This is a genomic window from Bacillus sp. FSL W7-1085, from assembly GCF_038595035.1.
GTDB classification, from domain to species: Bacteria; Bacillota; Bacilli; order Bacillales; family Bacillaceae; genus Bacillus; species Bacillus altitudinis.
Genome location: NZ_CP152000.1, coordinates 2,246,396 through 2,271,527 on the forward strand (window position 1 = coordinate 2,246,396; position 25,132 = coordinate 2,271,527).

The 25,132-nt window shown below is 39.9% G+C and carries 32 protein-coding genes, 1 tRNA gene, 1 pseudogene and 1 riboswitch; of the genes and pseudogenes, 8 read left to right on the forward strand and 26 right to left on the reverse strand.

The window, feature by feature from the left end; translation table 11 throughout:
- Nucleotides 1-16: 16 nt before the first annotated feature.
- Nucleotides 17-1,114: a glycine cleavage system aminomethyltransferase GcvT gene (gene gcvT / locus MKY11_RS11515; protein ID WP_072367814.1), complete on the reverse strand. Its 1,098-nt coding sequence runs from the start codon at nt 1,112-1,114 to the stop codon at nt 17-19.
- Nucleotides 1,115-1,317: 203 nt separating this feature from the next.
- A riboswitch (glycine riboswitch) is annotated at nt 1,318-1,425 on the reverse strand.
- Nucleotides 1,426-1,674: 249 nt separating this feature from the next.
- On the opposite strand from gcvT, the gene MKY11_RS11520 reads away from it, so the two are divergent.
- The 4 genes from MKY11_RS11520 to MKY11_RS11535 all read left to right on the forward strand — a co-directional run bounded on the left by MKY11_RS11520 (nt 1,675) and on the right by MKY11_RS11535 (nt 4,875).
- Nucleotides 1,675-3,345 (forward strand): SNF2-related protein, encoded by a 1,671-nt coding sequence (locus MKY11_RS11520; RefSeq protein WP_008342199.1) that lies wholly within the window; start codon nt 1,675-1,677, stop codon nt 3,343-3,345.
- A gap of 14 nt (nt 3,346-3,359) precedes the next feature.
- Nucleotides 3,360-4,157 carry a YqhG family protein gene (locus tag MKY11_RS11525; RefSeq protein WP_017367588.1) on the forward strand — a complete coding sequence of 266 codons (798 nt, stop codon included), beginning with the start codon at nt 3,360-3,362 and terminating at the stop codon, nt 4,155-4,157.
- 184 nt (nt 4,158-4,341) lie between these two features.
- Nucleotides 4,342-4,506, forward strand: a complete 165-nt coding sequence (locus MKY11_RS11530) for an anti-repressor SinI family protein (RefSeq protein WP_008342197.1) — start codon at nt 4,342-4,344, stop codon at nt 4,504-4,506.
- 33 nt (nt 4,507-4,539) lie between these two features.
- A complete protein-coding gene (locus tag MKY11_RS11535) occupies nt 4,540-4,875 on the forward strand; it encodes a helix-turn-helix domain-containing protein (protein ID WP_017357978.1) in 336 nt (111 codons plus the stop codon).
- Between the two features lie 67 nt (nt 4,876-4,942).
- Here MKY11_RS11535 and MKY11_RS11540 read toward each other — a convergent pair whose 3' ends face one another.
- Genes MKY11_RS11540 through tapA form a run of 3 tightly spaced genes read right to left on the reverse strand, consistent with a single transcriptional unit; the run spans nt 4,943 to nt 6,951 of the window.
- Nucleotides 4,943-5,743, reverse strand: a complete 801-nt coding sequence (locus MKY11_RS11540) for a TasA family protein (RefSeq protein WP_008342195.1) — start codon at nt 5,741-5,743, stop codon at nt 4,943-4,945.
- Nucleotides 5,744-5,801: 58 nt separating this feature from the next.
- The gene (locus MKY11_RS11545; RefSeq protein WP_017357979.1) at nt 5,802-6,374 is read right to left on the reverse strand and encodes a signal peptidase I; all 573 of its coding nucleotides are present in this window, start codon (nt 6,372-6,374) and stop codon (nt 5,802-5,804) included.
- 49 nt (nt 6,375-6,423) lie between these two features.
- Nucleotides 6,424-6,951 (reverse strand): amyloid fiber anchoring/assembly protein TapA, encoded by a 528-nt coding sequence (gene tapA, locus MKY11_RS11550; protein WP_045034369.1) that lies wholly within the window; start codon nt 6,949-6,951, stop codon nt 6,424-6,426.
- Nucleotides 6,952-7,203: 252 nt separating this feature from the next.
- On the opposite strand from tapA, the gene MKY11_RS11555 reads away from it, so the two are divergent.
- Entirely contained in the window at nt 7,204-7,530 is a 327-nt protein-coding gene (locus tag MKY11_RS11555) for a DUF3889 domain-containing protein (protein ID WP_235701742.1), read from the forward strand.
- A 34-nt stretch (nt 7,531-7,564) separates the two neighbouring features.
- On the opposite strand, the gene MKY11_RS11560 is transcribed toward MKY11_RS11555, so the two are convergent.
- The 9 genes from MKY11_RS11560 to MKY11_RS11600 all read right to left on the reverse strand — a co-directional run bounded on the left by MKY11_RS11560 (nt 7,565) and on the right by MKY11_RS11600 (nt 13,108).
- The gene (locus MKY11_RS11560; RefSeq protein WP_268360764.1) at nt 7,565-7,759 is read right to left on the reverse strand and encodes a YqzE family protein; all 195 of its coding nucleotides are present in this window, start codon (nt 7,757-7,759) and stop codon (nt 7,565-7,567) included.
- A 60-nt stretch (nt 7,760-7,819) separates the two neighbouring features.
- Nucleotides 7,820-8,203 carry a competence type IV pilus minor pilin ComGG gene (comGG, locus tag MKY11_RS11565; RefSeq protein WP_326111027.1) on the reverse strand — a complete coding sequence of 128 codons (384 nt, stop codon included), beginning with the start codon at nt 8,201-8,203 and terminating at the stop codon, nt 7,820-7,822.
- Nucleotides 8,200-8,697, reverse strand: a complete 498-nt coding sequence (comGF, locus tag MKY11_RS11570; RefSeq protein WP_342501422.1) for a competence type IV pilus minor pilin ComGF — start codon at nt 8,695-8,697, stop codon at nt 8,200-8,202. The genes comGG and comGF overlap by 4 nt, the downstream gene beginning before the upstream one ends.
- On the reverse strand, nt 8,639-8,953 hold the full coding sequence (gene comGE, locus MKY11_RS11575; RefSeq protein WP_007501227.1) for a competence type IV pilus minor pilin ComGE: 315 nt from the start codon (nt 8,951-8,953) through the stop codon (nt 8,639-8,641). The genes comGF and comGE overlap by 59 nt, the downstream gene beginning before the upstream one ends.
- Nucleotides 8,937-9,383, reverse strand: a complete 447-nt coding sequence (gene comGD / locus MKY11_RS11580) for a competence type IV pilus minor pilin ComGD (protein WP_096881621.1) — start codon at nt 9,381-9,383, stop codon at nt 8,937-8,939. Before comGD ends, comGE begins: the two co-directional genes overlap by 17 nt.
- Nucleotides 9,376-9,669, reverse strand: a complete 294-nt coding sequence (gene comGC, locus MKY11_RS11585) for a competence type IV pilus major pilin ComGC (protein WP_024718841.1) — start codon at nt 9,667-9,669, stop codon at nt 9,376-9,378. The genes comGD and comGC overlap by 8 nt, the downstream gene beginning before the upstream one ends.
- Nucleotides 9,670-9,685: 16 nt before the next feature.
- A complete protein-coding gene (gene comGB / locus MKY11_RS11590; protein ID WP_342501423.1) occupies nt 9,686-10,726 on the reverse strand; it encodes a competence type IV pilus assembly protein ComGB in 1,041 nt (346 codons plus the stop codon).
- On the reverse strand, nt 10,707-11,777 hold the full coding sequence (gene comGA, locus MKY11_RS11595; protein ID WP_035390817.1) for a competence type IV pilus ATPase ComGA: 1,071 nt from the start codon (nt 11,775-11,777) through the stop codon (nt 10,707-10,709). Before comGA ends, comGB begins: the two co-directional genes overlap by 20 nt.
- Nucleotides 11,778-12,235: 458 nt before the next feature.
- Nucleotides 12,236-13,108: an STAS domain-containing protein gene (locus tag MKY11_RS11600; protein WP_342501424.1), complete on the reverse strand. Its 873-nt coding sequence runs from the start codon at nt 13,106-13,108 to the stop codon at nt 12,236-12,238.
- A 98-nt stretch (nt 13,109-13,206) separates the two neighbouring features.
- Between MKY11_RS11600 and MKY11_RS11605 the strand changes: the two genes are divergently transcribed.
- A tRNA-Gln gene (locus tag MKY11_RS11605) sits at nt 13,207-13,277 on the forward strand.
- 55 nt (nt 13,278-13,332) lie between these two features.
- Here MKY11_RS11605 and MKY11_RS11610 read toward each other — a convergent pair.
- Nucleotides 13,333-13,713, reverse strand: a complete 381-nt coding sequence (locus tag MKY11_RS11610; RefSeq protein ID WP_007501232.1) for a Spx/MgsR family RNA polymerase-binding regulatory protein — start codon at nt 13,711-13,713, stop codon at nt 13,333-13,335.
- A 212-nt stretch (nt 13,714-13,925) separates the two neighbouring features.
- Between MKY11_RS11610 and MKY11_RS11615 the strand changes: the two genes are divergently transcribed.
- Nucleotides 13,926-14,168, forward strand: coding sequence for a DUF2626 domain-containing protein (locus tag MKY11_RS11615; RefSeq protein WP_003217440.1), 243 nt, complete (start codon nt 13,926-13,928; stop codon nt 14,166-14,168).
- 48 nt (nt 14,169-14,216) lie between these two features.
- Here MKY11_RS11615 and MKY11_RS11620 read toward each other — a convergent pair whose 3' ends face one another.
- Entirely contained in the window at nt 14,217-14,855 is a 639-nt protein-coding gene (locus MKY11_RS11620) for an MBL fold metallo-hydrolase (protein WP_017357989.1), read from the reverse strand.
- 160 nt (nt 14,856-15,015) lie between these two features.
- Between MKY11_RS11620 and MKY11_RS11625 the strand changes: the two genes are divergently transcribed.
- Complete coding sequence (locus MKY11_RS11625) at nt 15,016-15,189, forward strand: DUF2759 domain-containing protein (protein ID WP_003217333.1); 174 nt, start codon at nt 15,016-15,018, stop codon at nt 15,187-15,189.
- Between the two features lie 24 nt (nt 15,190-15,213).
- Here MKY11_RS11625 and MKY11_RS11630 read toward each other — a convergent pair whose 3' ends face one another.
- The 11 genes and pseudogenes from MKY11_RS11630 to rpmG form a co-directional block, all read right to left on the reverse strand.
- A complete protein-coding gene (locus MKY11_RS11630; protein WP_017367597.1) occupies nt 15,214-15,528 on the reverse strand; it encodes an MTH1187 family thiamine-binding protein in 315 nt (104 codons plus the stop codon).
- A gap of 77 nt (nt 15,529-15,605) precedes the next feature.
- Entirely contained in the window at nt 15,606-16,859 is a 1,254-nt protein-coding gene (locus MKY11_RS11635) for an MFS transporter (protein WP_025207623.1), read from the reverse strand.
- A gap of 330 nt (nt 16,860-17,189) precedes the next feature.
- Nucleotides 17,190-18,311 (reverse strand): M14 family metallocarboxypeptidase, encoded by a 1,122-nt coding sequence (locus tag MKY11_RS11640; RefSeq protein WP_056705261.1) that lies wholly within the window; start codon nt 18,309-18,311, stop codon nt 17,190-17,192.
- Between the two features lie 84 nt (nt 18,312-18,395).
- Nucleotides 18,396-20,315, reverse strand: coding sequence for an LTA synthase family protein (locus tag MKY11_RS11645; protein ID WP_342501425.1), 1,920 nt, complete (start codon nt 20,313-20,315; stop codon nt 18,396-18,398).
- 212 nt (nt 20,316-20,527) lie between these two features.
- Nucleotides 20,528-21,481, reverse strand: a complete 954-nt coding sequence (locus tag MKY11_RS11650; protein WP_008342319.1) for an ROK family glucokinase — start codon at nt 21,479-21,481, stop codon at nt 20,528-20,530.
- Between the two features lie 13 nt (nt 21,482-21,494).
- Entirely contained in the window at nt 21,495-21,698 is a 204-nt protein-coding gene (locus MKY11_RS11655) for a YqgQ family protein (RefSeq protein WP_008342322.1), read from the reverse strand.
- 70 nt (nt 21,699-21,768) lie between these two features.
- Nucleotides 21,769-23,307: a rhomboid family intramembrane serine protease gene (locus MKY11_RS11660; RefSeq protein WP_342501426.1), complete on the reverse strand. Its 1,539-nt coding sequence runs from the start codon at nt 23,305-23,307 to the stop codon at nt 21,769-21,771.
- Between the two features lie 86 nt (nt 23,308-23,393).
- Nucleotides 23,394-23,567 carry a hypothetical protein gene (locus MKY11_RS11665; protein WP_017367602.1) on the reverse strand — a complete coding sequence of 58 codons (174 nt, stop codon included), beginning with the start codon at nt 23,565-23,567 and terminating at the stop codon, nt 23,394-23,396.
- Between the two features lie 89 nt (nt 23,568-23,656).
- A pseudogene (locus MKY11_RS11670) lies at nt 23,657-23,921 on the reverse strand (hypothetical protein).
- Between the two features lie 84 nt (nt 23,922-24,005).
- Complete coding sequence (locus MKY11_RS11675) at nt 24,006-24,566, reverse strand: 5-formyltetrahydrofolate cyclo-ligase (RefSeq protein WP_342501427.1); 561 nt, start codon at nt 24,564-24,566, stop codon at nt 24,006-24,008.
- A 49-nt stretch (nt 24,567-24,615) separates the two neighbouring features.
- Nucleotides 24,616-24,765, reverse strand: coding sequence for a 50S ribosomal protein L33 (rpmG, locus tag MKY11_RS11680; protein ID WP_008360061.1), 150 nt, complete (start codon nt 24,763-24,765; stop codon nt 24,616-24,618).
- Nucleotides 24,766-25,132 lie beyond the last annotated feature (367 nt).

The following is a 25,132-nucleotide window of genomic DNA, read 5'->3' on the forward strand; positions in this document are numbered from 1 at the left end:
CCTCTATTCCTCCTCGTTATTTGGCTCTTTTATAAAATGGTGTGGCGACGATTTTGGCTTTTAGACGTTTTTTACGAACTTGCACTTCCACTTCTGTCCCAAGCTGCGCCTCTGATGTTTCAATCAAGGCAAGCCCAATATTTTTCTTTAATGTTGGAGATTGTGTACCGGTTGTGACTACACCAATCTGCTTATCTCCTGAGAAGACCGGATAGTCTGTCCGCGGAATCCCCTTATCTATCATTTCAATCCCGACAAGCTTTCGCTTCGGTCCTTCTTCTTTTTGTTTTTTAAGTGCATCTTTTCCGATAAAATCTGCTTCTTTATCCGTTTTAACAGCAAAACCAATGCCGCCTTCTAAAGGAGAAATATCCTTCGTGAGCTCTTGGCCATAAAGCGGGAGTCTTGCTTCAAATCTTAAGGTGTCACGTGCACCGAGTCCACATGGGATCAGTCCTTTCGGCTGTCCGGCTTCTAATAAAGCGGTCCAAAGGTGAACAGCATCTTCTGACTGGCAGTAGATTTCAAAGCCATCTTCTCCTGTGTAGCCGGTTCTTGAGACAAGCACCTCTTTTTGCGCAATTATCGCTTTTGATAAAAATGTAAATGGCTTCAGTGATGTTACCTCTTCATCCGCAACATCTTTGATGATGTCAGCAGCAAGAGGCCCTTGAAGGGCTAACAAGGCGGTTTGATCAGAGACATTTTTAATGAAAACGTCTTCCTCACCTTGATGTTTCAGCAGCCAATCCACATCTTTTTCAATATTTGAAGCATTGATCACAAGTAAATAGTTGTTCTTTTCTTTTTGGTAGACAAGCAGATCATCCACCGTTCCGCCATCCTCATAACACATGGCTGTATATAGTGCCTTACCGTCTGTCAGCTTTGACAGATCATTGGTTAATAACCTTTGTAAAAAAGGAAGGGCTCCCTGACCTGTGACTTCCACCTCACCCATGTGAGACACGTCAAACAGCCCTGCTTTTGTTCGAACAGCTTCATGTTCTTCTTTAATGGAAGAAAATTGGACAGGTAATTCCCAGCCCCCGAAGTCAATGGTTTTTGCGCCAAACGTTTCATACGCATGAAAAAGCGGTGTTCGTTTCAACATCAATCGTTTCCCCCTTTTTTCTTACAGTGCACATCACAAGCTGAATTTTCAGAAAAAAATCACAGCAAAAAAGGACAGAGCGCTCCCTTTTATCAAAAAGAAGTCTCTGTCCTTGCACCTGAAAGTTTACAGCACAACATCATTGTGCGTTTTCCCCTTTGGTGGTTTGCTAAAAATCGCTGCGCAAACACTCTCCAGAGTTGCGTCCGGTAAGAGTACTTTTGCCTGAGAGATTCACTGAACCAATTCAGCTTGCTCCTTCGGCGCCTGTCAGTGCAAAATAACCGCTAGGTCTCTCCCCATACCATCATCCGCTCATATTCTTCACCTTTTTTGGACATACTATCAAATGGGTGACTTATTCTCTAGATCACTTACCAACATCCTACCATTAGAAATGGATGAAGAGCAACAGAAAAATCATTAACATTTTTAAAATAATCATTCATTATCGTTCGCTTTTATTGATATATAACATCTTTTAAATCGCTATGAAAAAATGAAGCGTTTAAAAACAGAACGATTTTATCATCACTCTACCAGAAAGGCAGGCGGTCACATTGAATATTCAAACGATATTTGATCAAAAATGGGCAAGTGAATTTCAAAAGCGGCTTACAGCAGACGGTCCCTGGGCGAATTGGGATATGTACCGTTTAGCAGCACAAGTACAAAAAGTGACAGCCATTGATTCATTTGAAGGACTGCAAGCACCTGCGCACCTGCCTGCATTTACTCCTTTAAAACACCAGCTCGAAGTCGCTAGAAGAGTCGTAGAAGAGATGAATGGGAAAGCCATTTTAGCAGATGAAGTGGGTCTTGGAAAAACCGTTGAAGCAGGACTGATTATCAAAGAATACATGATTCGCGGACTTGCCAAGAAGATTCTCATTCTCGTACCCGCCTCCCTTGTGTCCCAATGGGTACAAGAACTGCGGACGAAATTTTACATAGATGCTGTCGAGCAAAAGAAGAGCTATGTGTGGGAGCAGTGCGATGTTGTGGTTTCCTCAATTGATACAGCCAAAAGACAGCCACATCGAGATACGATCTTATCCATCTCCTACGATATGGTCATTATTGATGAAGCACACAAACTGAAAAACAATAAAACGAAAAACTATGAGTTTGTGAGAAATTTGAATAAAAAGTTCTGCCTTCTGCTCACAGCCACACCTATCCAAAATCGGATAGGAGAAATTTTTAATCTCGTTTCTCTGTTGAAGCCAGGCCATTTAGGTAATGAAACACAGTTTAAAGACCTCTTTGCCAAAAAAGACCTTCAACTTGAGGACCATGACCGGCTAAAACAGTTAGTCAATAAAGTCATGATTCGGAACCGGAGACAAGACACTGGCATCGAATGGTCAAAGCGGCATGTAAAGACGATTTCTATTGATTTCTCCCCGACAGAACAAGCACTATATGATGAAATTTGTAAGTTAAAAGAAAACCCTTCCTATACGAAGCACATGTTTTCAATTATGACCTTAGAACGAGAATGCTGTTCGAGTCGTGAGGCCGTCTATATGACCATTAAAAAAATGCAAGAAGAGGAAAAACACATTCTAGGTGCTTCTGCGATGATGCACATCATGGAGAAAATCAACCAGGTAGAACAAAATTCTAAAGCACTTGAAGTCGTTAAACTCATTCAACAATTAAATGAAAAAGTCATTATCTTCACTGAATACCGTGCGACACAAATTTATTTACAATGGTTTCTCCAGCAAAACGGCATCAGTTCGGTTCCTTTTCGAGGCGGGTTTAAACGGAGTAAAAAAGACTGGATGAAAGATTTATTTAGAGAGCGGGCGCAAGTGCTCATCGCGACAGAAGCAGGCGGCGAGGGGATCAACCTTCAGTTTTGCAACCAAATCATCAACTACGACCTTCCGTGGAACCCAATGCGCTTGGAACAAAGAATTGGACGTATTCACCGGCTCGGTCAAGAGCGGGATGTCCACATTTACAATATGGCAACTAGCGGGACAGTCGAAGAACATATTTTAAAACTTTTATATGAAAAAATTCAGCTGTTTGAAAACGTCATTGGCGATCTAGATGATATTTTAACCCGAATTGATATCCAAGATGCTGAAACAGAATTGCATCAAATTCTCTTCCAACACGAGTCTGACGTAGACATGAAAAAGAAATTAACCCAATTTGCTTCCTATTTAACAGAAGCACAAACACCGCTTTTAGAAGAAAGACAGCAAGGTTCATAAAGGAGAGTTGACCAATGGAGCAGCGCGAGATTCACACATTTCTTCTCCGTTTCTTTCAGGCAAATCAATGCGACATACTTGAAGAAAGTGCAGGGCACATGACCGTACAGCTGACAATCGAAATGGATAAATTGATCATGAACCGTCCTTTTTATTGGCATTGGCTCGAAAAAACGGGAGGCGTACCTGAGCCGCGGCAATTGACTTTGATCACTGATCAAAAAAAAGCTGATGACTCGGTCGAAGGAGAATTTGTCCACTTCGGCTCCCCTCGTTTATTCCAAATATTCGAGGTTGTGAAACAGCAAGGCCGTTTTATTCGGCTGTACGAAAAAGTCAGACCGCTCACAAACAGCCAGATCGCACTGGAGCCGTGGCTTGGTCTCAATGTCAAAATATCCTATCTGGCAGACCGTAAAAAAGACAAACTGCTGTCTCTTGGACTTCATCTAATACGCGGAGAAGTCATCGAACAATTTCAAGAGAAGCTGGAAGCGCGTGAGCTATCGTCTCAAATTCCTGATTATTGCTTCACAATGAGTACGATGATTAAGCCAGAGAGCGGCGTCAAACGGCTGTACAGCCTGATGGAACGTTATGCCAATGAAGAGCCGGATGATTGGGCGGTAAGAGCTGTTCAAAAGTGGAAAGAAGACTCGGAACTTTTAAACCAATTTTATGAAGGGACTTCAGACACATCTGTAGAATATGAAATAGAAAGACAAGCACTTAAAACTTTATACGAACCAAAAATCAGTCTTACGATTGAAAATGGCGGACTTTTTTACTTACAGCAAAAAAGAGGAGGCTGACTTAGCGAGTCTCCCTCCCTTTCATGTGATATCAAATTTTCGATCAATCAAAAGCAACGTTTGTCTGTTTGTATTGGGCGGAAACATGACGCAAGCAATCTATGAGGTCTTATCACCTGTGTTTTTCCATTTCATGCGTTAAGTGCCTGAAATACACGATTCAGTATTTTAGGAGGGTATTTGTATGGAAAAGAAAACGAAGTTATTAGACAGTGAATGGGTTCAATTATTACGCGAAGCGCGCAAAGCAGGACTAACAGTAGAAGAAGTCCGTCATTTTCTCAAATCACGCGAAAAGTCCTCTGAGTCTCCCCCTATGGCAAGAAGTCATTCTATCAAACCTTTCTGAATGTGCTATAATATCGAAAGGAAGGTGATGACATTGATTGGCCAGCGTATTAAACAATACCGCAATGAAAAAGGCTACTCACTATCAGAACTGGCCGAAAAGGCTGGGGTAGCGAAGTCTTATTTAAGTTCAATAGAAAGAAACTTGCAAACAAACCCCTCCATTCAATTTCTTGAAAAAGTCTCCGCTGTTCTGGACGTCTCGGTTCATACACTGTTAAACGAAAATGATGAAACCGAATACGATGGTCAATTAGATAGTGAATGGGAAAAACTAGTTCGAGATGCAATGACATCAGGGGTTTCGAAAAAGCAATTTCGTGAATTTTTAGATTATCAAATCTGGAAAAAAAAGCAAGAAGAGGAGTAATGCGCATGTTTTAGCGCATACTCCTCCAATTGCTATGCAGATCTTGTTATCAGTCTAAAGACTGACTTTATTTTTTATCTTCGCTGTGTGCTTTTTCGTTTTCTTTCACGTAGCCTTTTTCATCCGTATGCTTTTTTGGATTGATCGTTAAACCATTCCACTGAGTCGCTTCGAAGGAAAGATCAACTTGAATCGCATCGCCTTGGTATTTATTTTGGATATAGTTACCCGCTTTATCCTTCGTCTGGTCATTGACAAATTCAATGATCATTTCCATTTTATCGTAATCAAACGGATTCTTTGGAATGCCGTCATACTCTGGAGCTGTTGATCCATCAACGGTGGCAACATTAATTTTACCACTTTCATGTAAAAACTTCTCATCGACGGCATGACGAAGCTTTTCAAATGCGGTCTGATCCTGCTTTGACGTTAATAGATGCAGGTCAAGCAGGTTTGCATGGTCTAAAATAATATTTTTCGGGTATCCATTCCCACCTTCGGCTCCAACCGTTAGAACACTCACCTGAAATTGGCTGAGGAATTCTTCAGCTGTATTCTTCCCGCCATTCTTCGCTGATGTTCCATCTTGAAACTGGCTATAATCAAGACTCATCAGCACTTGATTAATTGCAAGAGACCCTTTATTTTCAAAATTAAATTCCTTCTTTATACGGTCACCGGGTTTTATGTTCGCAAGGTTGATGGCGCCGGAATTCTCTTTTGCAGATAGATTCAGCTCTCCTGTAGAGTAGACCGCGTTTGCCGTCTCAACATCATTAAATGCAGCCCACGTTCCCCCGCCAATTAAAGCAAGACCTAACGCTCCCGATAAAACACCTAAACGAATTGATTTTTTCATTGCCATGATTGAACCCCCTAATAAATTGTTTTATTGAAACCTGATTTAGGTTACAAACGAAAATTTATGCTTGTTCCTCTGACATGTGTAACTCAGCCGTATGTCTTCGATGTTTGGCAGCACCAACAAAATGAATGGTTGAATAAACAAGCAGCATCACCCCTGGAATAATGAGCAAAAGAGCGGTCCCAGCAGACGTTCCTGCATACGAAAGAAGCTTTCCTGCATAAGGAATGTTCACGCCCGTATACTGCGCAGTCACTTGATTCGCTTTGACGAGCGTGCCGTCTTGATACATATTGTGGTCTCCTTTTGTCTCAAAGGCTTTATTTACTCCTTTTCCTTTCACCCCAACAATGCGGTGAGTCACAAAGGATTGGTCTTGCTTCGTTTGAAACGTAATAATATCCCCTTTTTTGAGTGTTTCAGGTGAGGTGACATGTTTCACAACAATCAATGAACCAGTCGAAAATTCCGGTTCCATTGATCCAGATAATACTTGCTTGAACTCATAACCAAAAATCTGAGGATCTCCGCCTGTTGTCCTTGATGACAACACGACAATAATACACACAATCATCATCGTGAAGACCAGCGCGTAAAGAATACTCCCAGACATTTTCATCCACTTTTTCATACCTTTCTCCCCTTTACATATCATGTTTCATTCAGCAGGCAAACCCTATTTAGGACGCCTTTTCTTGACAATTCGAAAGCTGCATATGTTGAGACGTAAAGAATGGCTTTTCAGAACCACCAAACCCTTTAGGATAATAGATTTTAAACACATAGATTCCATTTGTTTTTGCTTTAACTGCCGTGACAGTCGTCATTTCTTCTGATGAGAGGGACTGTATAGCACCTTTTTCAATAACATGGCCATCTTGTAATGGCATCTGAACACTCTCTACTTTATGCAGTTCCCACTTCCATTCAGAGTGCGCGATGGGTTGTCCAATATTTTTTAGTGACATGCTCAGCTTTTGAGGCGCACAGACTGTCCCCTCAATGATCGTTTGATCGATCAGTTTCAAATGGCTTCTATCCCATTTCTTCGGCTGGCAATGCTGATCTGTCTCTTCGAAATTTTCACATGTTTTCATGACAAAATTCGAATGCTCAACATCGTTAAAAGAAGCGTTAGTAGACGTAATAAAAAAAGAAGTGAAAATCAAACAAATAGCACAAAATAGTACAAAGAGCAGCTGTTTCATTGAATCTTTCAACTCCTTGAACAATTGTTCTTTAAAAAGAACGATTACACTCAGTATAAGGAATTACCTATAAAATCCAAAACGTCAAATTAGTCCATTTTGTTCTTAAACAAGAACATTACCGAGAAAATTCTTCCATTTTCTCATTCTTTCGCCATATTCAATATTTTTTTCTGTGACATTTGTACTTCTTAAAAATTTACATAAAAGTGCAGGATTTGGTCAGGATAATAATTGGTGAGGTGATGTTAGTTGAAATATGGAAGAATCATGATCATGCTCAGTTTACTGTTAAGCCCTTTGATCCAAAACGCCCATCTAACGGAGGCAAAAGGAATCACTGCTGCCGCAGATCAATGGGAAACAAGGGCAGTCAAAGAAGCAAAAAAACGGTATCCGTTAGCACATGTTTTATTCAAACAAAAAGTGTGGGATCGGCACCGGGAGAAAGAATCTGTGAAGCAATATCATATTACGTTGAAAGATCAGGCCAAAGAATTTGGGGTATATGTCACCATTTCCTATAACCCTTACTCGAACAAGGTCAATAAAGTCATTGTTGTGGAAGAATACAGCTAAAATGGCATGAAAAAAACCGCCTGCTGGCGGCTTTTTACTTTTGTCGATGACGTTGATGTTTTTTTAGCATCATTGAGAAACCAAAAGGCAGAACACCGAATAAACGCTGAGAAAATGGTGGTTTTGTCTCCATTTTTTCCTGTTTATGTTCTTTCCGCTCGTCACGTGGTGTATTCATATATTTAATGATTTCCTGCGTCATATATTTTACATAATCATTTGTCTTCATCGAACACTCACCTCTTCTTCCTTAAAGTGTTACCAAGAAGAGTACCGTTTTATACGCTCGCTAATAAGTGCTGATCCATTGATTGATTTCTCCTGTCTCCTTATTCATCTCTAGTTCCCGCTCATCAGTTACACCACCCTTTGTCTCGATGTTAACCAAGAGGCGGACTAGCTTTTTTCTGTCATCGCACCCAATTTGCTTCAACGTCACTCGGCCTTCTTCTGTGACAATTGGGCTCAATGGCTGATCACAAATACGATTTAATTTGTTTGCAGCTTCATTTAGTCCCATTCGAAATAACTGCTGTTTTTGATAAAAAGAAATCGTGAGCTCTGCACTTTTCAACTCTTTTTGAAACCCAATGGTCATCGAGCCTAGAATCAATAAAAATAAAAGTATGACAGCAAGTACGTGGGGATAAATAAACCCGTCTTCTCTTTTCACGTTTTAGGAATCACTCCTTTGTAAGTGAAAAAAACAGCTTCATGTACTTGACCAAATACATCTGTGACTTGGAGAGTGGTGGTTTGCTCTTTTGTTCTTACATGGAATTGTTTCACCTTTTGTAATAAAGGGAGATGACCTGCCTGATCCGTTCGTTTACGAAGCATCTCTTGATACGGCTCAATCGTCACCACTCGCCCTTGATTTGAAATATACTCCAGTGCTGTTCCATTTTTCACCGCTCTTACAGCGACAGCACAAATTAGCTCCTCCTCTAATTGCAGGACCGTTTGTTTCCACTCCATTTGCGAAAATTTGTTGATTTCTGCAAACGGATGAGCTTTTTCAGCAATTGATAAAAGCAGCATGCAGCCAAAAGAAAGCAGCAAAAATAGCTGCAATTGCCATATTGCTTGAGCAAGTGTAAAGCCTTGTTCATCGCTCCAAATGTCGAAAGCAAATCGTCTTCTTTTTTTGTACTTTGTATGAAACACATCCCTTCTCCTGACCCCAAATGAATTCATATGTGATCTCGCCTCGTTTCTTTGTACTTGATTCATTTTGACCTTCTATAAAAGCTTTATTCATATACTCATGTAAGATTTGATAAGCTTCCAGTTTAGCCCTTAATTCTTCTTTCCCAATTGTCAGTTTTTCAAAGGATGGCACGAGCACAAGAGCAGCAAATAGAAAGAGGTGGCAAGAAAAGAGCATCTCAAACGTACTAAATCCTTTATTGTTGCTGAACATGAATCCGCCCGCTCCCTAAGTAAATCGTGAGTTTATATATTTGACTGCCAAATTGAACAATGAGAGAACCGCCGCTATTTGGATGTCCGTTTTTATTAAAGTGAAGGCCTTTTTGAAATGTGGATTGCTTGATGGTGCCTTTTTTGTGTGGATTAGAAGCAATGATCTGCTCACTATTCTGTTCGATGACTTGATAAGATACATTGGGCGGGTGAAACTCAACAGTTACTCGTGTTTTTTTAATAAATGCAGTATAAGATGCCAATTGAAGATCTTGTTTTAGCAAGTTCACTTGCTTTTTTGCTTCAGCACTTTCTAATATATTGGGCACTTTTCCACCTATTATCGATAATAAGATAGAGAAAATCATGACGATCAAGAGCTGTTCAATGAGTGTAAATCCTTTCTCCTGGAAAAGCGATTTATTCATTTTTCACATCGCCGTTTTGAATGAAAATTGCCTTTCCATTCGGACAAGATAATCCTTTTTTGACATAGCCTTCTTTTTCTAATTCAGCTAAAGATGGCGTCTTGCCGTCATGCTCTAATTCATATGCCATTACCTGTGTACTCACCATTGATTTCAGCCCTTCACAGCCCTTTGCTTGAATGCTTTGATGATGCCGAGTGATATTTGGAATGGTGATCAATAAAAGAATGGAGATCACAAGCATGACAATTAACATCTCTAACAGAGTAAATCCTTTATCATTCATGCCTTAGTCCTCCTTTTCACACTTGTTCCATTAGTTGATACATTGGTAAAAGAATAGATAAATACACAATGAGTATAAGAAATGCTGTTAAGCCATAGATGACAGGCTGCAGCCATGAAACCCATTTTTCAATTTTCAATTCTGCATTCTCTAAAAGAAATTGACTATATGTGTACATTTCTCTTGCTAGCATCCCACTTGCTTCCCCATGCTTAATGACAGCCGCAAAATGCCTTTCGAAAAAAGGAGACCGGCTTATTTGATGTTCCATACTCTCACCTTTTCTTAACTCTCCTATCATTTGTTCAGACATTTCTTGAAGGAAGGGTAAATAGGTCTGCTGTTTAAAAGCTTGCAAACTTTCGTAAATCGATAACCCAGCTTGAAGAAGTCCACTTAGCTGAAGGGAAAAAAGATACGTATGCATCAGTTGCACCCCTTTAAATAACACCGGTAGCCTGCTGATGACTTTCAGTTTCTCAAGGGTCGATTTTTTCTTAAAAAAGAGCTCATAATATCCAAAAAGACAGATACATATACAACCGATCATAAGCAGCAAAGCGTGTAGGAATTGGAAGAGGCCAAACATCCCTTGAATCAGCCATGTCATGCTTGTATTCATAGATGAATATAATAAAGAAAATTGAGGGACGATCATTTGCTGAACAATGATGAGCACAACAAAAACCGTAAACATAAGAAAAATCGGATATCGTAACATACGCTTGAATGTGTCAACCTGCATAATTTTTTTCTCTAGAAAACGGGCGCTTTGTTCAAGAGCTCGCGCTAGGCTGCCATGTTTCTCTGAAAAACAAAGAATAGCGACGGCTTCCCGCTGAAAATGAAGTCGCTCAAGTACAACGTAAAAAGGCTCCCCTTCAAGCAGCCAATGAATGCCTGGCGTTAATCGCTGCTGCTGTTTTTTTGATAACTGAATATTCACCATCGTTAGTGCCTCAACCAATGTATATCCAGCTTGAATCAACTGAGCCAGTTTAGATAAGAATTCAGCTTGTTCTTTTTTAGACCAGGGTTTAGAGGTTCGCTTCTTCATAAACCCAGCGATGATATGTGCTTTTTGATAAATAGCCGAGTGCCACTCCTTTCCGAATTAACCTTTGCAGTGTTTCGTATGACGAATGAGCGTATTCTCCTTTTGCCTCTTTGATACACTCACCAAGCTCCTTTCCGTAAAGCAATTCAAATACATTTGTTCGTCTGACTGGCCGATTTAGTTTGCAATAAAGCTCACACGTTTCGCCGCAAAATGGACATGCAAGTTCGATTAACCGCTGAGCAGCAATGGCAACCATTGTTTGTTCGAGTTCATTCATCGTCACACCAAATTCGAGCATTCGATAAAGAGCTCCTTTTGCATTCTTTGCGTGCAATGTGCTCATGACTAAATGACCTGTCAAAGCTGCTCTAATAGCTGTTCTGGCTGTTTCCGCATCTCTTATTTCTCCAAGCACAATCATATCTGGATCATGTCTTAAAATAGCGCGTAAACCTGCCGCATACGTGATACCAGCTTTTTCATTTACTTGAACCTGCAACACTTCTTCATTTCTTGTTTCCACAGGATCTTCAAGGGTAATAATATTCCGATTAAAATGTTTTTTGGCAAACTGAATCAATGAATAAAGTGTTGTCGTTTTCCCTGAATTTGTTGGTCCTGTAAATAAAATGAGCCCATGCGAATGATTCAGAAACGATAATAATCTCGTTGAAGCTTTCGGGAACAGTGACAAATACTTTGTTTTCGGCACATGATCCTGCGGTAAAATCCGAATCACTAGACTTTCATCATTTACAGTTGGTAGTGTAGAGAGCCGAACAAACACTTGACCGCGTCTTAACATCACAGCCAATGATCCATTTTGTGGTCTCCTTCTTTCACCAATATCCATAGAAGATAAAAATTTGAAATGAGCAATGAGCCGCTCTCCGCTCTTTTTGTCAATGATCCGCTGCTGAATGAGGTCAGCGTCTACACGAAAAGAGACTGAAGCTTCCTTTTCTCTCGGAACAATATGCACATCAGATGCTCTCATGCGGCACGCCTCTTCTAGCAGCTCTTGCCCCAAATATTCAATACCATACAAGTGGTTCACTCCTTTCAGTGACCATATTGTATGATGGCGGAACGTGCCTGACAAAAACGCATTTCATGATTTTCATGACTGAAAAGGTGTGAAAATATTCAATTAGAGGTGTATTTCATCTATAAATAACAGAAGGACATATCAAAAAATTTGACTTTTACAACAGCGGGTTCCATTCAGAGGAGAAAATAAAAAAGAAGTGCTATTGGCACCTCTTTTTTGATGATCATTTCATTTGGTTCTTTCATTATGGATGATCTGTTACAAGGAGGTGTCTTCAAATTTAATCCTCCTTAATAGATTACTGATTTGAAGATAAAGAATATCCTTTCGTGTCTGATTTATGGATAAAAAAAGAGACCAAATCTGTATGCGAATTGGTCATCTCATTCATATGCTCATTATATTGTTTCTCCTTGTCAACAGACCCGTTACTTTTACTAGTAACATTTTTTGGTTCACGTTGCTTCTTGCTGCTGCTCTTCAAAGATACGAAAGCCTCTTTTTTCTAAAGCTTTTGCAAGGCTGTGTTCAGTATTTACTTTTGAGAAATCAATGCCGAGTTTCACTACAGTTTGAGCGATTTCTGGGCGAATGCCTGATATAATCGTCTCAATTCCTAGCAACTTCGCACTATCAACCACTTTAAACAGCTGATAAGCAACCATCGTATCAACAACGGGAACGCCAGATATATCAATAAATAAATGGGTTAGACGCAGTCTAGATGCCTGTTCTAGTACTGATTCCAAAATGATTTTCGCCCTGTACGTATCAATTTCACCAATCAGCGGCAAAATACCGATCTCTTTTGAAACTGGAATAACAGGCGCACTAAGCTCTTGAATCGTTTCTCTTTGTGCATTAAGCTGATTGATTGTCACGCGGTCATACTCTTCTGATAAACGTGCAATCATGTCATCAAATGTGGCGTGAAAATGCTGATTCCAATCGCACACATCTTTGAGTGTCACTTCAAGCTCCGTATGTTGTGTAAAGGTCTCAATTCTGGAACAAAAAATGTGGCGGAACACCTTAAATTGTCCGATGATTTCATATAAAGGTACTTCATGAACAGCTCGATCGCGGGCAATATCAACTGACCACTTTTTTAGATGGTCTTCTACTTTATCTGATAGCGTGACTAACGTTGCTGCAATCGTTTGGATAAATGCTGTGTTTTGTTCTTTCAGCTTCTTTTCTGTCTCCTCTGAAGCATGTTTGGAATATAATGAGCCTTCTTCTGTTCTTGTTTTCAGCCATTCTTCGGTCATGACAGGGGCTTCTTTAAGAATAAATTCATATAATTGCTCAGATTTTTCATTTTTCATTTCTGTCGTTCGCTCCTTTTTCACTTACAACTAGTGACAACCAACTTTTATGTATAAATGACCGCAGATGGTGAACAATAGCATTACACGTTTCATATTGGGCTATAGCCAAGTGGTAAGGCAATGGACTTTGACTCCGTGATCGTTGGTTCGAACCCAGCTAGCCCAGTTCAGCACAAAAACGAAGACGGCTGAAACATCATTCAGCTGATCTTCGTTTTTGATTAGGAAACCGATTGATGAATCGCTTTCTTTTTTGAAATTTTCATGAGTTCTCCTGGATTATAGCCGACCACTAATTTATTTCCATCAATGATAATAGGTCTCCGGAGCAGCTTTGGTTTTTCAATGAGAAGCTGAAGTACCTCATTTACTTTTAGATCATTAATATTTAAATTTAAGCTTTTAAAAGCTTGGCTTCGAGTAGCTAAAATTTCATCCATTCCTTCTGTTGTTAAGGAAAGGATTTTTTTCAATTCGTCTAGTGTTGGCGTTTCTCTGAAAAGGTGACGCTCTTTAAAATCAATTTGATTCGCCTTTAACCAATGTTTTGTTTTGCGGCAAGACGTGCAGCTTGGGTATGAATAAAAAGTAATGTCACTCATTAGTCTTCCTCCTTAGGTCGTTAACCTTTTCTCTTATGGACTAAGTACCCTCATGCATTTAGGCATAAACACTTTTTCATCACTTTTTCAAAAAAATTTTTTCTAACGAAAGAATGAATGTTCACACGTTGTCAAAAATGTAAATGTTTACATAACAAGTGATCATCAGCTATAATATGAATCAAAGGGGTTTTTTAAGGGGAGGGAAAGAAATGAATCGCATGTTCCGCGTTCTTGGGTTTTGGACGGGTATTTTTGCTGTCATGTTCTATTTAGGACATATGAAAGATGCATCCTTGCTGTTCTTCGGTCAAACCGTTCTTTTTGTATTTTTATCCTACTTGAATTTATCCGAAAGAATGTATATTTACATTTTCGGAGCGTACTTGACGATTTTCTTTGCCGGATTTACATATTATTCGATTTTCATCATGGTTCCCGGTACCGGACATTAATAGAAAAAAGCATCTCCTTTGAAAGAGATGCTTTTTTCGTACGTGCTATTATAAAGAAAACCCATTGATAAACGGATTTTGCTCCTGTTCTGTAAGCACAGTTGTTTCCTCGCCATGTCCACTTAACACAAGAGTTGATTCGGGCAATGACAACAATTTGTCATGTATCGATTGAAGCAGCACGTCTTGATTACCGCCCGTTAAATCAGTTCTCCCGATACCGCCTTGGAATAAAGTATCACCAGAAATGACAAATCCCTCTTCCGCTGAATAGTAAGACACACTGCCAGGTGAATGACCTGGTGTGTGGAACATTTCTAATGTAAACGATCCAATTTGAAGAGGTCCTTCTGACGTAATCAATTGTTCAGCTTCTTTGACCGTAATTCCGTTACCAATTAGTCGAGCTGAACCGTTTAGCTGAGCATTTGTCAGCCATTCTTTTTCCTTTTCATGGACATAAAGCGGAATTCCCCATTCTTGACGCACCTCATCTGCTGCACCAATATGATCAAAATGGGCATGTGTCAATAAGACAGCAAGTGGTTTCAGCTGTTTTTCTTTCACATAAGAAATTAGCTTTTGCGCTTCGCCGCCTGGATCAAAAATTAAACATTCTCCCTGTTCATTTTTCCAAATATATGCGTTCGCTTGCACATAGCCTAGCGGCATTCTTCTCCAATTCATTTTCATCACCTACTACTTTTTTCATTCTTTTTTATTATGAAGGCTATTCAATAAAAATTCAAACAATCGTCAACTTGAATGTACTCGACAAGCTTTATGAAAACGGTTAAAATGAAAAGAAAGGAAATCAAGGGGATTGATGACAAAGGGGGACTTTCATATGATGCTCGTCATTATTTTTGGTCTAGTCACGATTTTAGCCGCTCTCGGCATCTATCGCTCACTCAAAAAAGTGAACGTACTGGCCATTGCTTTCGCTGGCGCCACATTTTTGGTTTTTGGATGGTTTACCGTCATGACCATCATCTATAGCGGTTATCCAACTGCACATTAAAAGCCTGCAATTAGCAGGCTTTTTCTATTGATTCAAATGTTTATTCACGCTTTCTAATTTGCTTGAAAGGGTGGTCGTTTGATCTCTTCTGTCATCTATGCGGATATTGGTTGCTACTCGGTGTAAACCCTTTTCAAATGGAGCTTCATGAATACGCTGAATGACCTCAAATAAAACGGATAGCTCCCCTTCAATTAATGTATTCATTGGGGTGAGCTGATATTTGATTTTCCCTTCTTGTTGAAAGCCCTCTAACAATCTTTGTACGTCTGCTACATATGCACTCACGCTTGGTGTCTCAGTGCCTATTGGAATGATGGTGACATCTGCTATCGCCATGGTTCTTGCTCCTTTCAATGACATCCTATTTCTTTCTCGTTCTCATTGTAACCCATCGCGATTCAAAAATGCCATCATCATGTGGCGTGTAAGCTTGGTTTGTCCCGTTCTATCGTCAAATCTGCTCTCTCTACCTTCCCAATATTTGTGAAAAGGAGCAAGCATATACCTGAAATAGCCTCTATCAGTCCTCCTGCTGCAATGACATAACCTGAACCGAATAACGTCGCCATATAACCACCAATGAGAGCGCCTAACGGTATCATTAAATAAGAGATCATGTTAATAATCGCATACACTTGTGGCTGATCCTCCGCTTTTACTGACAATTGAATCATTGTATGTTCAGGTACATTGACTGCACTGATGGCTGCACCTAAGGCAAATGCAGATATAAACACAAGTGGTAATAAGGCATTCATCCCTGTAATGAAAAATGCAATTCCATCAACGATCCCTGCCCCGATAAACAACAGACCGTATCGATTCACTTTCACCTTTGTTAAAACGAATCCCATCAAAAATGCACCTAATGCCGTGGTCACTTTGATGAATGAATATACTACTGGTCCACTATGTAAATCTTCTGTTAAATAAATAACCGACAATGCCTCCCACGGTGCCGCAGCAAAATTGGAGCAGACACAAAAAATGGCTAATGGAAACAAAATATGATGACTTTTCACAAGTGAAAATCCTCTTATTAATCGTTTTCCGTATGATAATCCTTTTTTTCCTTTATCCATGATCGCTTCCGTTTTATATGTAATCAGCAAAACCAGCAAAGCGGACATGAGGTAAAGAGGAATAATCACAAGCATTGTATATCCTACCCCTACAAATGCAATCATGACACCACAAATCGTCACAGTCACAAGCCTGACCACATGACTGGCTGATTGAATGGTTGCATTCGCCTTTTGTATCACATCTTCATGCACAAGCTTTGGAATAATGGACACCGAAGCTGGTTCATAGGAACCACCAGTCGCTGAATGCAGCAACATACCGCCAATGATGAGTGCCAAAGGAGAAAAATCATAAAAGTAACTCACCACAATCACAAGTATAATCGCCGCCCGAGTTAAATCAGCAAAGCACATCCAAAATTTCAATTGATGCGGCTTCATCATTGGGGTAATAAACGGCCCAATAATGGCTTGAGGGACAAAACTAACGGCAATAAAAAATGCTGTTCCAATTGCTCCTTTTCCCCCTAGCACTAAAAGCCACAAAATGGTGTTAAAAGATAAACTATCAGCAGTAATTTTACACATTTTAGAAACAAATAGATAAGTAAAATTCCGTTTCCACAGGCTTTGAGCATTCAATCATCGACATCTCCCTAATTCATATCCTTTTTTTTACATCCACTCTTTCACAATAGCTTACAGGAATGCTCTCGTCAATCACATCAGCACGGTTTTTATTGACCATAAGAAATTGATTGGTTTGAACGTATTAAATGATTGTTGACAAAGGGCGAAAATGAACTTGATTTTAGCCCTTTGTCTTCTTTTCAGCGTGATAGAAAACCTTTGCAGCCCTAGGAAGGACGAGTACTGACGCGGAGTGAATTTCACATTCGCGAGCACCGGCACGCAGGACTAACAAAGAATGCGAGGGTTTGTCTACACGCTGAAAGCACCGATTAGGTGCTTTTAATACTTACATGCTTCCCACAATAACCGCTTTGTTTTTTCATAGATCGAATCAAATTGACTCATAGAAAGCGGGTTCTTTCCTCGCCCAAGTTCCACCGTATATCCCTCACTTTTACATTGATAAATAAACCAATCACGATAACCTGCATAGCTATCAAGATATTGAATCGCTTTGTAACCGCTCACCCGTTCTAACCGTTCGACCGTCTCTTTTGAAATGGCCGGTTCGTGGCCAAGAAAACCCCAGTATATCTCTTCTCCTTGTGTATGAAGGGCAATTAGCCGGTCAAAGCGTTTTCGTAAGGCGAGATGTGCCATTGCTTTCGCTTCTGGTTCTGTTAACGGCTGATGCCCTGGGAAATCCCTATAAGACGGTGCCTTCGGCTTATTACGATAATATTCGATTTCCCAATAAGCAGGAAATTGATTGTTTAAATCAATTCCTCGAATATTCGCCTTCCATTCTCGATAATCGGAAAATCCACCATTTAGCGGCGCGAACTCCTCACGGCACAACCCTAAAGATTCTGGACCATTGCGAACCAAATCAACACCGTCTGGATTTACCATCGGGACAATAGACAAAGCAGTGGTCTGCAATATACGAACCGCTTCATGATGTCTTGCTTGCACTGGGTCCGAGGCCGCTAAACAAAGTGATTTAAGCCATTTTAATAAAACAGAGGTCGTGATCCATTCATTTGCATGAAAAGAGGCATTAACATGTATGGAATGTAAATGTTGTACAGGCTCCGTACGGATTTCATAAATGGGCGTATCAAGCACTGATTGACCAATCACACTCATCTGAAGAAAAGGAAAAACAGCTTTCAAATATTGAAGCTCTCGTTCTAAGTGAGCGCTATCATATTCAAATGTGCCGCTGATCCAATCATCTGATTGCTGGAGCCGGTAAGGCGCAATGAAGCTTTGCACCTCACCTACCGATTGAAATGAATGGGTCCCTTCTGGAAGTCTATACCCCGGTAAAAGGAGGTGCTCCGTATTTGACTGATTGGACAAACGGAAAGCTTCTTTTCCTATACCAAGCTGCTTTGCCACATCCTCCTTCCTTGCCTCATCCAGATGCCATTCAATTGTGCCAAACGACTTTTTCATTTACATCCCTCCTCTTACACTATATGAACCAGTAAGTAAAAAAAGAAAACCTCTGCATGTAAATAGCAGAGGTTTTCTTTTAAATTAAGACGCCTTTTTTAGCTCAGTGTCATCTTCTTTTTTAGATGGTGAATGGTCCGAGTTGTTTCGGTCATAAAATCTAAGGAGATCTCCATAGATAATTTGATCAGAGAATTGAAGCTCTTGTTTTGCCTTTTCTTCATAAGACTGACAAACAGACTCATCTTCTCTCGGCTCACCCGTTTCTTTGTTGTAGCACACACCAGCTGTGAAAACACTGTCCTTCGTAATAAAACTTCCATCTCGAAGCACTGTGAAGTCATTTGTATCTTTTGATAATAGGTCATGACCAAATTGAATTTGCTTGCTTGTATCGATTCCTAGAAGGTTCATGACTGTTGGACGGATATCTACTTGCCCGCCAACTGTATCAATCTCTTTTGGATGTTTATCCGTGATACCAGGAATGTGTACAACAAATGGTACTTTTTGAAGCTGAACTTCTTCAAAAGGTGTAATGTCTTTGTTTAAGAATTGTCCCATTGCTTCGTTATGGTTTTCAGAAATCCCGTAGTGATCACCATATAACACAAAAATGGAGTTGTCGTATAACCTTGCTTCCTTCATTTTTTTAAAGAAAAGCTTTAGTGCCTCATCTTGATAACGCACTGTAGGGAAGTATTTGTTCAACGTTTTGCTCTTTGAGTCATATTCATCAATGAGCTTATCTTCTTCATCTAAGTCAAATGGAAAATGGTTCGTTAATGTAATCAATCTCGTATAGAACGGTTGCGGGATCGTTTTCATTAAATCTACTGACTGCTCAAAAAACGGACCATCTTTTAGTCCCCAGCCAACTGAATTTTCTTCATTTACATCGAATGATTTAATATCAAAAAATTTGTCGTAGCCAAAGCTGTCATAGATCAGGTCACGGTTCCAGAAACTTTTGTTATTCGCATGAATAACAGAAGAATGATAGCCTTCCTCTTTTAACAACTCAGGTGCGGCTTTGAACTCGTTGCTTGGATTTGTGAAAAATACAGCTCCTCTTCCAAGCGGATAGAGTGAATTATCAACAATAAACTCGGAGTCGGATGTTTTCCCTTGACCCGTTTGATGATAGAAATTACTGAAATTGTAGCTTTTCTTGATCAATTTGTTTAAGAACGGCGTGATCTCTTTCCCATTCAATTTTTCATTGATCACAAAGCTCTGGGTAGACTCAAGCGATACTAGAATGACATTTCGTCCTTTTGCTTGACCAAACGTCTTTTCATTACGGTCTGTTTGATTTGCGCTTACATAGTTTTCAATTTCAGTTAAGCTATTGCTGTCGGCAAGTGCTCGCTGAGCGGATTGCTTCGATTGCAGAACCCCATCATAAATATGGAAGTTATATAAGCTGATGTTTTTCACTAGCATCTCACGGTCAAATGAACGAGTTAACAGCTCTGGTCTTTCTGTTTCAGCCAAACCAAGGTTAAAAAAGAAAGTGGCTGCCACAAATAAATAATAAGCTGCACGTCCCTTACGTGAAATCGTTACATCTGTTCTAAAGGAAGGCTGTTTTTTATAGAGCCAAATTAAAATGATGATATCAACAAACATCAGAAAATCAACTGGTTCAATTAAAGAGGTAATACTTGACCCGAGGTCACCCATATTGTTTGTTTGAAATAGGACGGGGATGGTTAGAAAATCACTGTAGAATCGATAAAATACAATGTTAGCTAACAAAATAAATGTCAGAACAAAACTCGTCACGATGATATATCGATTGCGATTTTTTTCTTTAAAGAATAAACCGATACCGAAGATAAACAAGAGAAAGCTAAGCGGATTAATAAACAGGATAAATTCCTGCATGAAATTTTCAATTTTGATATTAAAACTAGATTTATAGATAACATAGGTTTTCACCCACATTAACAAAGTCGCAATCAGTAAAAATGAAATCGCCTTTAATCTTTTCTTTCGCATTGTAACCTCCTTATGCTAAAAACGCACTCAGGTTAGGGACATCCCCAATTATTGGTGCTTCTTCAAAAATAACTAAAGTATATCTTATCCTGTCTATGCTGGAAAATCAATGTCTTTTTCCCCATGACAAACTTATGAATATGCTAAACATTCAATTTCATGCCTATCTATCGCTGATTTTAATAAAAATGACATCATTATGACATTTTTGTTCAAGACAGCCACTTGTTTTTTGCCATCCATGCACCGCCGATCACGCCTGCATCGTTTCCTAGTGAGGCAATCACCACTTCAACATCCTCAGCACATGGCGGGAAGGCATGATGTTTGACGACACGCTCTACTTTACTGCGAAGAAGCTCGCCCGCTTTAGATACACCGCCGCCAATGACGATTTTTGTTGGGTTTAAGGCACTGGCTAGATTCGCAAGGACAAGACCAAGATGGGTTGTTACTTCATCTACGACATGCATCCCAAGTTCGTCTCCGTTTTCTGCTGCCTCAAATACATCCTTTGCAGACAGCGAAGTAAGTGAGCCAAGTGATGATGTATGGCTCTTTGTTTGTAATGTATCTTTTGCGATTCGGACGATACCTGTGGCAGACGCAATGGTTTCAATACAGCCTGTTCTCCCGCAGTTACATGGTGCTCCTTGAAATGGAACGGCACAAATATGACCAATTTCTCCACCAGCACCTGTTTCGCCTTGAACCACTTCTCCATTGACAATAATACCGCCGCCAACCCCTGTGCCCAGTGTAACCATCAGGATGTTTTTGGCGCCATCACCTGCACCCTTCCACATTTCACCGAGTGCAGCAATGTTCGCATCATTTTCGATGACAGATGGAAGTCCTGTCTCTGCCTCTAAATGGTCTTTCAAGGGATAGTTTGTCCAGCCCAGATTCGTTGTTTTATAGACAATTCCGGATACTTTATCCACTGGTCCAGGTGCCCCCATACCGATCCCAATTAGGGCTGATTTCGGCATGCTGATCTCAACTAGTTTATGGTCAATTGACTTGGCAATGTCGACTGTAATTGTCTGCCCAGATTTATCCGTAGGAATCTCCCACTTATGCTGAATTTCACCATAAAGATTAATAAACGCAAGCTTAATTGTCGTACCGCCAAGATCAACTCCTACAAACCAATCCCCTGTCATATGTCCTCCACCTTCACATTGTTTTTCGATTTAATTTGGCTAGTTCCATTTGAAGGATGGTCATTGCGTTTGACCATTCAGTTCGATCGATGATGCCCGATGTGTACATTTCCTTCAATTCATCTGCCATAAATTCTAATTCCACTTCACGATCTCCGAAATACACGTAATTTCCAAATCTCATGAGCAGCTGCTGTACATCATATAACGTTTTCATTATTTTCACCATTTCTCTAAATCAACAGATAGGATAAGCGTATTCATAAATACGCTTTCAGTCAAGTCATTCAACGTGTTTGAGTGTTTTCAATATATTGTTTCAACTTTAAAAATTGGTCATTTTGCGGATCTTGTTTTAATGCTTTTTTGATGAAGTCGTCTGCTTCCGCTGTCTCGCCTTTTTCTACATACAACAACGATAAGTGATACAATTTATTCGGCTCATTTGGATCTTTTTCAAGCGACTTTTGCAAATACTCAATGGCCTCGTCAAGATGTCCAAGCTGCGCTTCGGAAAGCGCATATATATGAAGTGCTTCAGCTGAGGCATCCTTTTGCTTTACATATTCCTCTAGACGCTGACTTGCTTCGCTATAGTTCTTTTCATCAAATAAACTCGCTGCCTCGCTAGTTGCCGCCGCTTCTTTTTGATCGTCTGAATGAAACCCTGTATACAATCCAAAGCCGCCAATAAGGAGAAGAAGAAGACTAGCAAGAAGCATTTTGACAGGCTGAAACTGTTTAGGAAGACGGACCGCTAAAGCGGCTAAAAATCCCCCAGCGAGCCCCCCAAGATGCCCTGCATTATCAATCCCTGATACAGTGAAACCTATCCCTAGATTGATGAGGATAATCACGATAATATTTGTCCCCATCGTACGAAAGAAGAGCTTCCGGTTAGAGATCGCTAAATATAGCAATGCGCCTAAACAGCCAAAGATCGCACCTGATGCTCCTGCTGCGATGGCTGTATTAAACACAAAGCTCGCTATGGAGCCAAAGATACCGGAAATTAAATAAATCAGCAAAAATCTTCCTGAACCATAAATTCTCTCAACAGCCGCTCCAACGGACCAAAGAGCAAATGTATTAAAGAGTAAATGCGTCAAACCAATGTGTAAAAACATAGGTGTCACAAAACGCCACCATTCACCCTCTAAAATCAGCACATTATTTTTCGCACCGAATGCTGTTAAAGTGGCTGTATTGGTACTTCCACCAGATAATTCGAGTAAAAGAAACATCACCACTTGAACTGCGATTAACAAGTAGGTAAAAATCGGTCTGCCATTTTGAAAAACGGCCCGTTCTTGTTCACGTTGCTTTTCCTGATCTTGAAATGCCTGAAGCACGTTCATTTTAAGCTGCATTACATCTTCGGCTGTATCTGCCTTCGCCTCTTCTACATCAATCGAGAGTGATGTATTCAGCCATTTTTGCAGCTCGTGTCCATTGTTTTGAAGGGTTTCTTCATTCAGTAAAACAGGTGTCACCGTCACCTTTTGTTGTTTTTGCGGTTGACCGTTTATGTCTTCCCAATCATCTACTGGATGATCAGCTGTAAATTGTAGCTGCAGGAGATGAAGAGAACGTTTACGCATGGCTTCTCTCAACTGATTCATCCGAAAGGCCTGCTCTTCCATATCTCGAACGATCTCCTGTCTAAAATTCACATCTCTTCTATAGAGACGGATGAGATCATATCCTGAGTTTCGTGGTGCTTCAAAAAAGATTTCATCTTCTGGGTACGGACTTTGAATCATCTCGTATCCTTTTTGTCTGAGTTCATCAATCACTCGCCAAAATAGACTATCTATGACATTCATTCATTCGCGCTCCATTTTTTACATTATTATAGCAAGAATTACTCTTATACGCATTTCTCAACAAAAAAATCCCGGCTTTTGCGGGATTAGAATGCTTGGCGAATAAATTTCGTCCGAAAATATGGGATTTTCATCAGCCATTTAATAAAAAAGTGACGCACTTGGTTTTGACCTAAGATCAAATTCATGAGCCGATAACGATTTTGCACAAGAACGAATGCAAACAGTGTGAACACAATGCTCCAAATCATTTTATTCATCATATTCCCTCCTATGTTCGTATCGTGGCTTAAATAGGATTTGTTTATGCATGAACCATCATTTTTATCTCTTACCATGCGATCTACTTTCACACTCTAATCCCTTGTTCTTTTGATTGAATATAATAGACCTCTTCACACTCTGATTGATCATAAGAAACGTCAAATTGATGAAGGGCGATTAAATCTTTGAACGCTTTGATATGCTCTCTTCTTATTTTTCCGACTCCAAAAAAAATCAAGGTGCGTATGCCAAAAATAAACCCATGAATCATGATCAAGTTGTAAGTCAAAAGTATTCACTTCCTCCCACAAATTACGGAAGTATCTTTTCTTTCCTCGAAATTTTTTCATATATGACTCCTGCTAGCTAAAATGCCATGAGCTAATGAAACGATCTCAACACAAAAAGCCCGTTTTTGGACAATGAGCGGGCTTTCACTTTTGATATAACGTACCTTTTTCACTGACAATCATAGACACCGGTATGTCGTGCGCTTCAGCCGGAATATGACTCGTCTGCTGTAAAGACAAACAAAGGGCAATGGTTACGCCGTGGTAGTCCGCTAAGTAGCGATCATAATAGCCCCCACCAAACCCAATCCGGTAACCACGTTGATCGAAGCACACCCCAGGGACAATGATCAAATCAATGGCTTCTTTATGTACAGCTGTAGACTCAAGAGGGTCTGGCTCCAATAGCTCAAAATAGCTGGATGTCATCTTTGTTTCGGGTGTATATTCATAAAACACCATCTCTTTTGTTTTCGGAAAACAGGTGGGAATACAAACTGTTTTTCCTTCTTCCCACGCTTTTTCAATCAGAGGCATTGTCGGTATTTCTTTTCCCCTAGACATAGTCAAAGCAATCGTTTTCGCCTGTTTCCATTCTGGCAGTTGCAACACGTGTTCATGAAGTAGAGAAGCGTGGCGATTGAACTCTTCAGCGCTTATCTGATCAAGCATGGCCAATGTTTGAAGGCGGAGCTCCTTTTTCATACAGGTTCATCTCCCATCATAAAAAAACAGCAGGAAAATTCCCTGCTGCTTACTTTGTTTCACGATGTAAAGTTTGTTTTTTATCACGTGAGCAATACTTTTTGAATTCAACGCGATCTGGATTGTTTCGCTTATTCTTTTTAGTAATATAGTTACGCTCACCGCATTCAGTGCAAGCTAGAGTAATATTTACGCGCATGTTTTTCCCTCCAAACTAAAATCAATTCACATTCAGACCTAACTATAATACCACTTCTAGCTAAGGAATGCTAGAATGTTTTTTCACCAATTTCATTTTTCAATGCATTCCACCCGCATCCTGATCCATATTGGTCTGGTCATGTGATGAAAAATCGCCTTCTCCCCTATAAAAACACGTTCTTTGTCGTACTGTATACGTGAGAACCCCCTCTTTGTTCCACAGCTTTTTTTCATCTGATCCGTCTTCTTTTATTTTAACAGCGGGCAAGGTTTTCATACTTGGTTTCCCTATAAAAAGAAAAATGATGAAAAAAAGGTGATTTTTTCAGCAATTCCTTTTGAAACTAGCTTTTTTATGGTATAAA

Bases quoted from the DNA above. Each gene is read 5' to 3' on its own strand.
- gcvT (WP_072367814.1), bottom strand. From the start codon at position 1,114: ATGTTGAAACGAACACCGCTTTTTCATGCGTATGAAACGTTTGGCGCA.
- MKY11_RS11525 (WP_017367588.1), top strand. From the start codon at position 3,360: ATGGAGCAGCGCGAGATTCACACATTTCTTCTCCGTTTCTTTCAGGCA.
- MKY11_RS11530 (WP_008342197.1), top strand. From the start codon at position 4,342: ATGGAAAAGAAAACGAAGTTATTAGACAGTGAATGGGTTCAATTATTA.
- MKY11_RS11540 (WP_008342195.1), bottom strand. From the start codon at position 5,743: ATGGCAATGAAAAAATCAATTCGTTTAGGTGTTTTATCGGGAGCGTTA.
- MKY11_RS11545 (WP_017357979.1), bottom strand. From the start codon at position 6,374: ATGAAAAAGTGGATGAAAATGTCTGGGAGTATTCTTTACGCGCTGGTC.
- tapA (WP_045034369.1), bottom strand. From the start codon at position 6,951: ATGAAACAGCTGCTCTTTGTACTATTTTGTGCTATTTGTTTGATTTTC.
- MKY11_RS11560 (WP_268360764.1), bottom strand. From the start codon at position 7,759: ATGAAGACAAATGATTATGTAAAATATATGACGCAGGAAATCATTAAA.
- comGE (WP_007501227.1), bottom strand. From the start codon at position 8,953: ATGTTCAGCAACAATAAAGGATTTAGTACGTTTGAGATGCTCTTTTCT.
- comGD (WP_096881621.1), bottom strand. From the start codon at position 9,383: ATGAATAAATCGCTTTTCCAGGAGAAAGGATTTACACTCATTGAACAG.
- comGC (WP_024718841.1), bottom strand. From the start codon at position 9,669: ATGAATGATAAAGGATTTACTCTGTTAGAGATGTTAATTGTCATGCTT.
- comGB (WP_342501423.1), bottom strand. From the start codon at position 10,726: ATGAAGAAGCGAACCTCTAAACCCTGGTCTAAAAAAGAACAAGCTGAA.
- MKY11_RS11600 (WP_342501424.1), bottom strand. From the start codon at position 13,108: ATGAAAAATGAAAAATCTGAGCAATTATATGAATTTATTCTTAAAGAA.
- MKY11_RS11610 (WP_007501232.1), bottom strand. From the start codon at position 13,713: ATGAGTGACATTACTTTTTATTCATACCCAAGCTGCACGTCTTGCCGC.
- MKY11_RS11615 (WP_003217440.1), top strand. From the start codon at position 13,926: ATGAATCGCATGTTCCGCGTTCTTGGGTTTTGGACGGGTATTTTTGCT.
- MKY11_RS11620 (WP_017357989.1), bottom strand. From the start codon at position 14,855: ATGAATTGGAGAAGAATGCCGCTAGGCTATGTGCAAGCGAACGCATAT.
- MKY11_RS11625 (WP_003217333.1), top strand. From the start codon at position 15,016: ATGATGCTCGTCATTATTTTTGGTCTAGTCACGATTTTAGCCGCTCTC.
- MKY11_RS11630 (WP_017367597.1), bottom strand. From the start codon at position 15,528: ATGGCGATAGCAGATGTCACCATCATTCCAATAGGCACTGAGACACCA.
- MKY11_RS11640 (WP_056705261.1), bottom strand. From the start codon at position 18,311: ATGAAAAAGTCGTTTGGCACAATTGAATGGCATCTGGATGAGGCAAGG.
- MKY11_RS11645 (WP_342501425.1), bottom strand. From the start codon at position 20,315: ATGCGAAAGAAAAGATTAAAGGCGATTTCATTTTTACTGATTGCGACT.
- MKY11_RS11650 (WP_008342319.1), bottom strand. From the start codon at position 21,481: ATGACAGGGGATTGGTTTGTAGGAGTTGATCTTGGCGGTACGACAATT.
- MKY11_RS11655 (WP_008342322.1), bottom strand. From the start codon at position 21,698: ATGAAAACGTTATATGATGTACAGCAGCTGCTCATGAGATTTGGAAAT.
- MKY11_RS11660 (WP_342501426.1), bottom strand. From the start codon at position 23,307: ATGAATGTCATAGATAGTCTATTTTGGCGAGTGATTGATGAACTCAGA.
- MKY11_RS11665 (WP_017367602.1), bottom strand. From the start codon at position 23,567: ATGAATAAAATGATTTGGAGCATTGTGTTCACACTGTTTGCATTCGTT.
- MKY11_RS11675 (WP_342501427.1), bottom strand. From the start codon at position 24,566: ATGAAAAAGGAGCTCCGCCTTCAAACATTGGCCATGCTTGATCAGATA.
- rpmG (WP_008360061.1), bottom strand. From the start codon at position 24,765: ATGCGCGTAAATATTACTCTAGCTTGCACTGAATGCGGTGAGCGTAAC.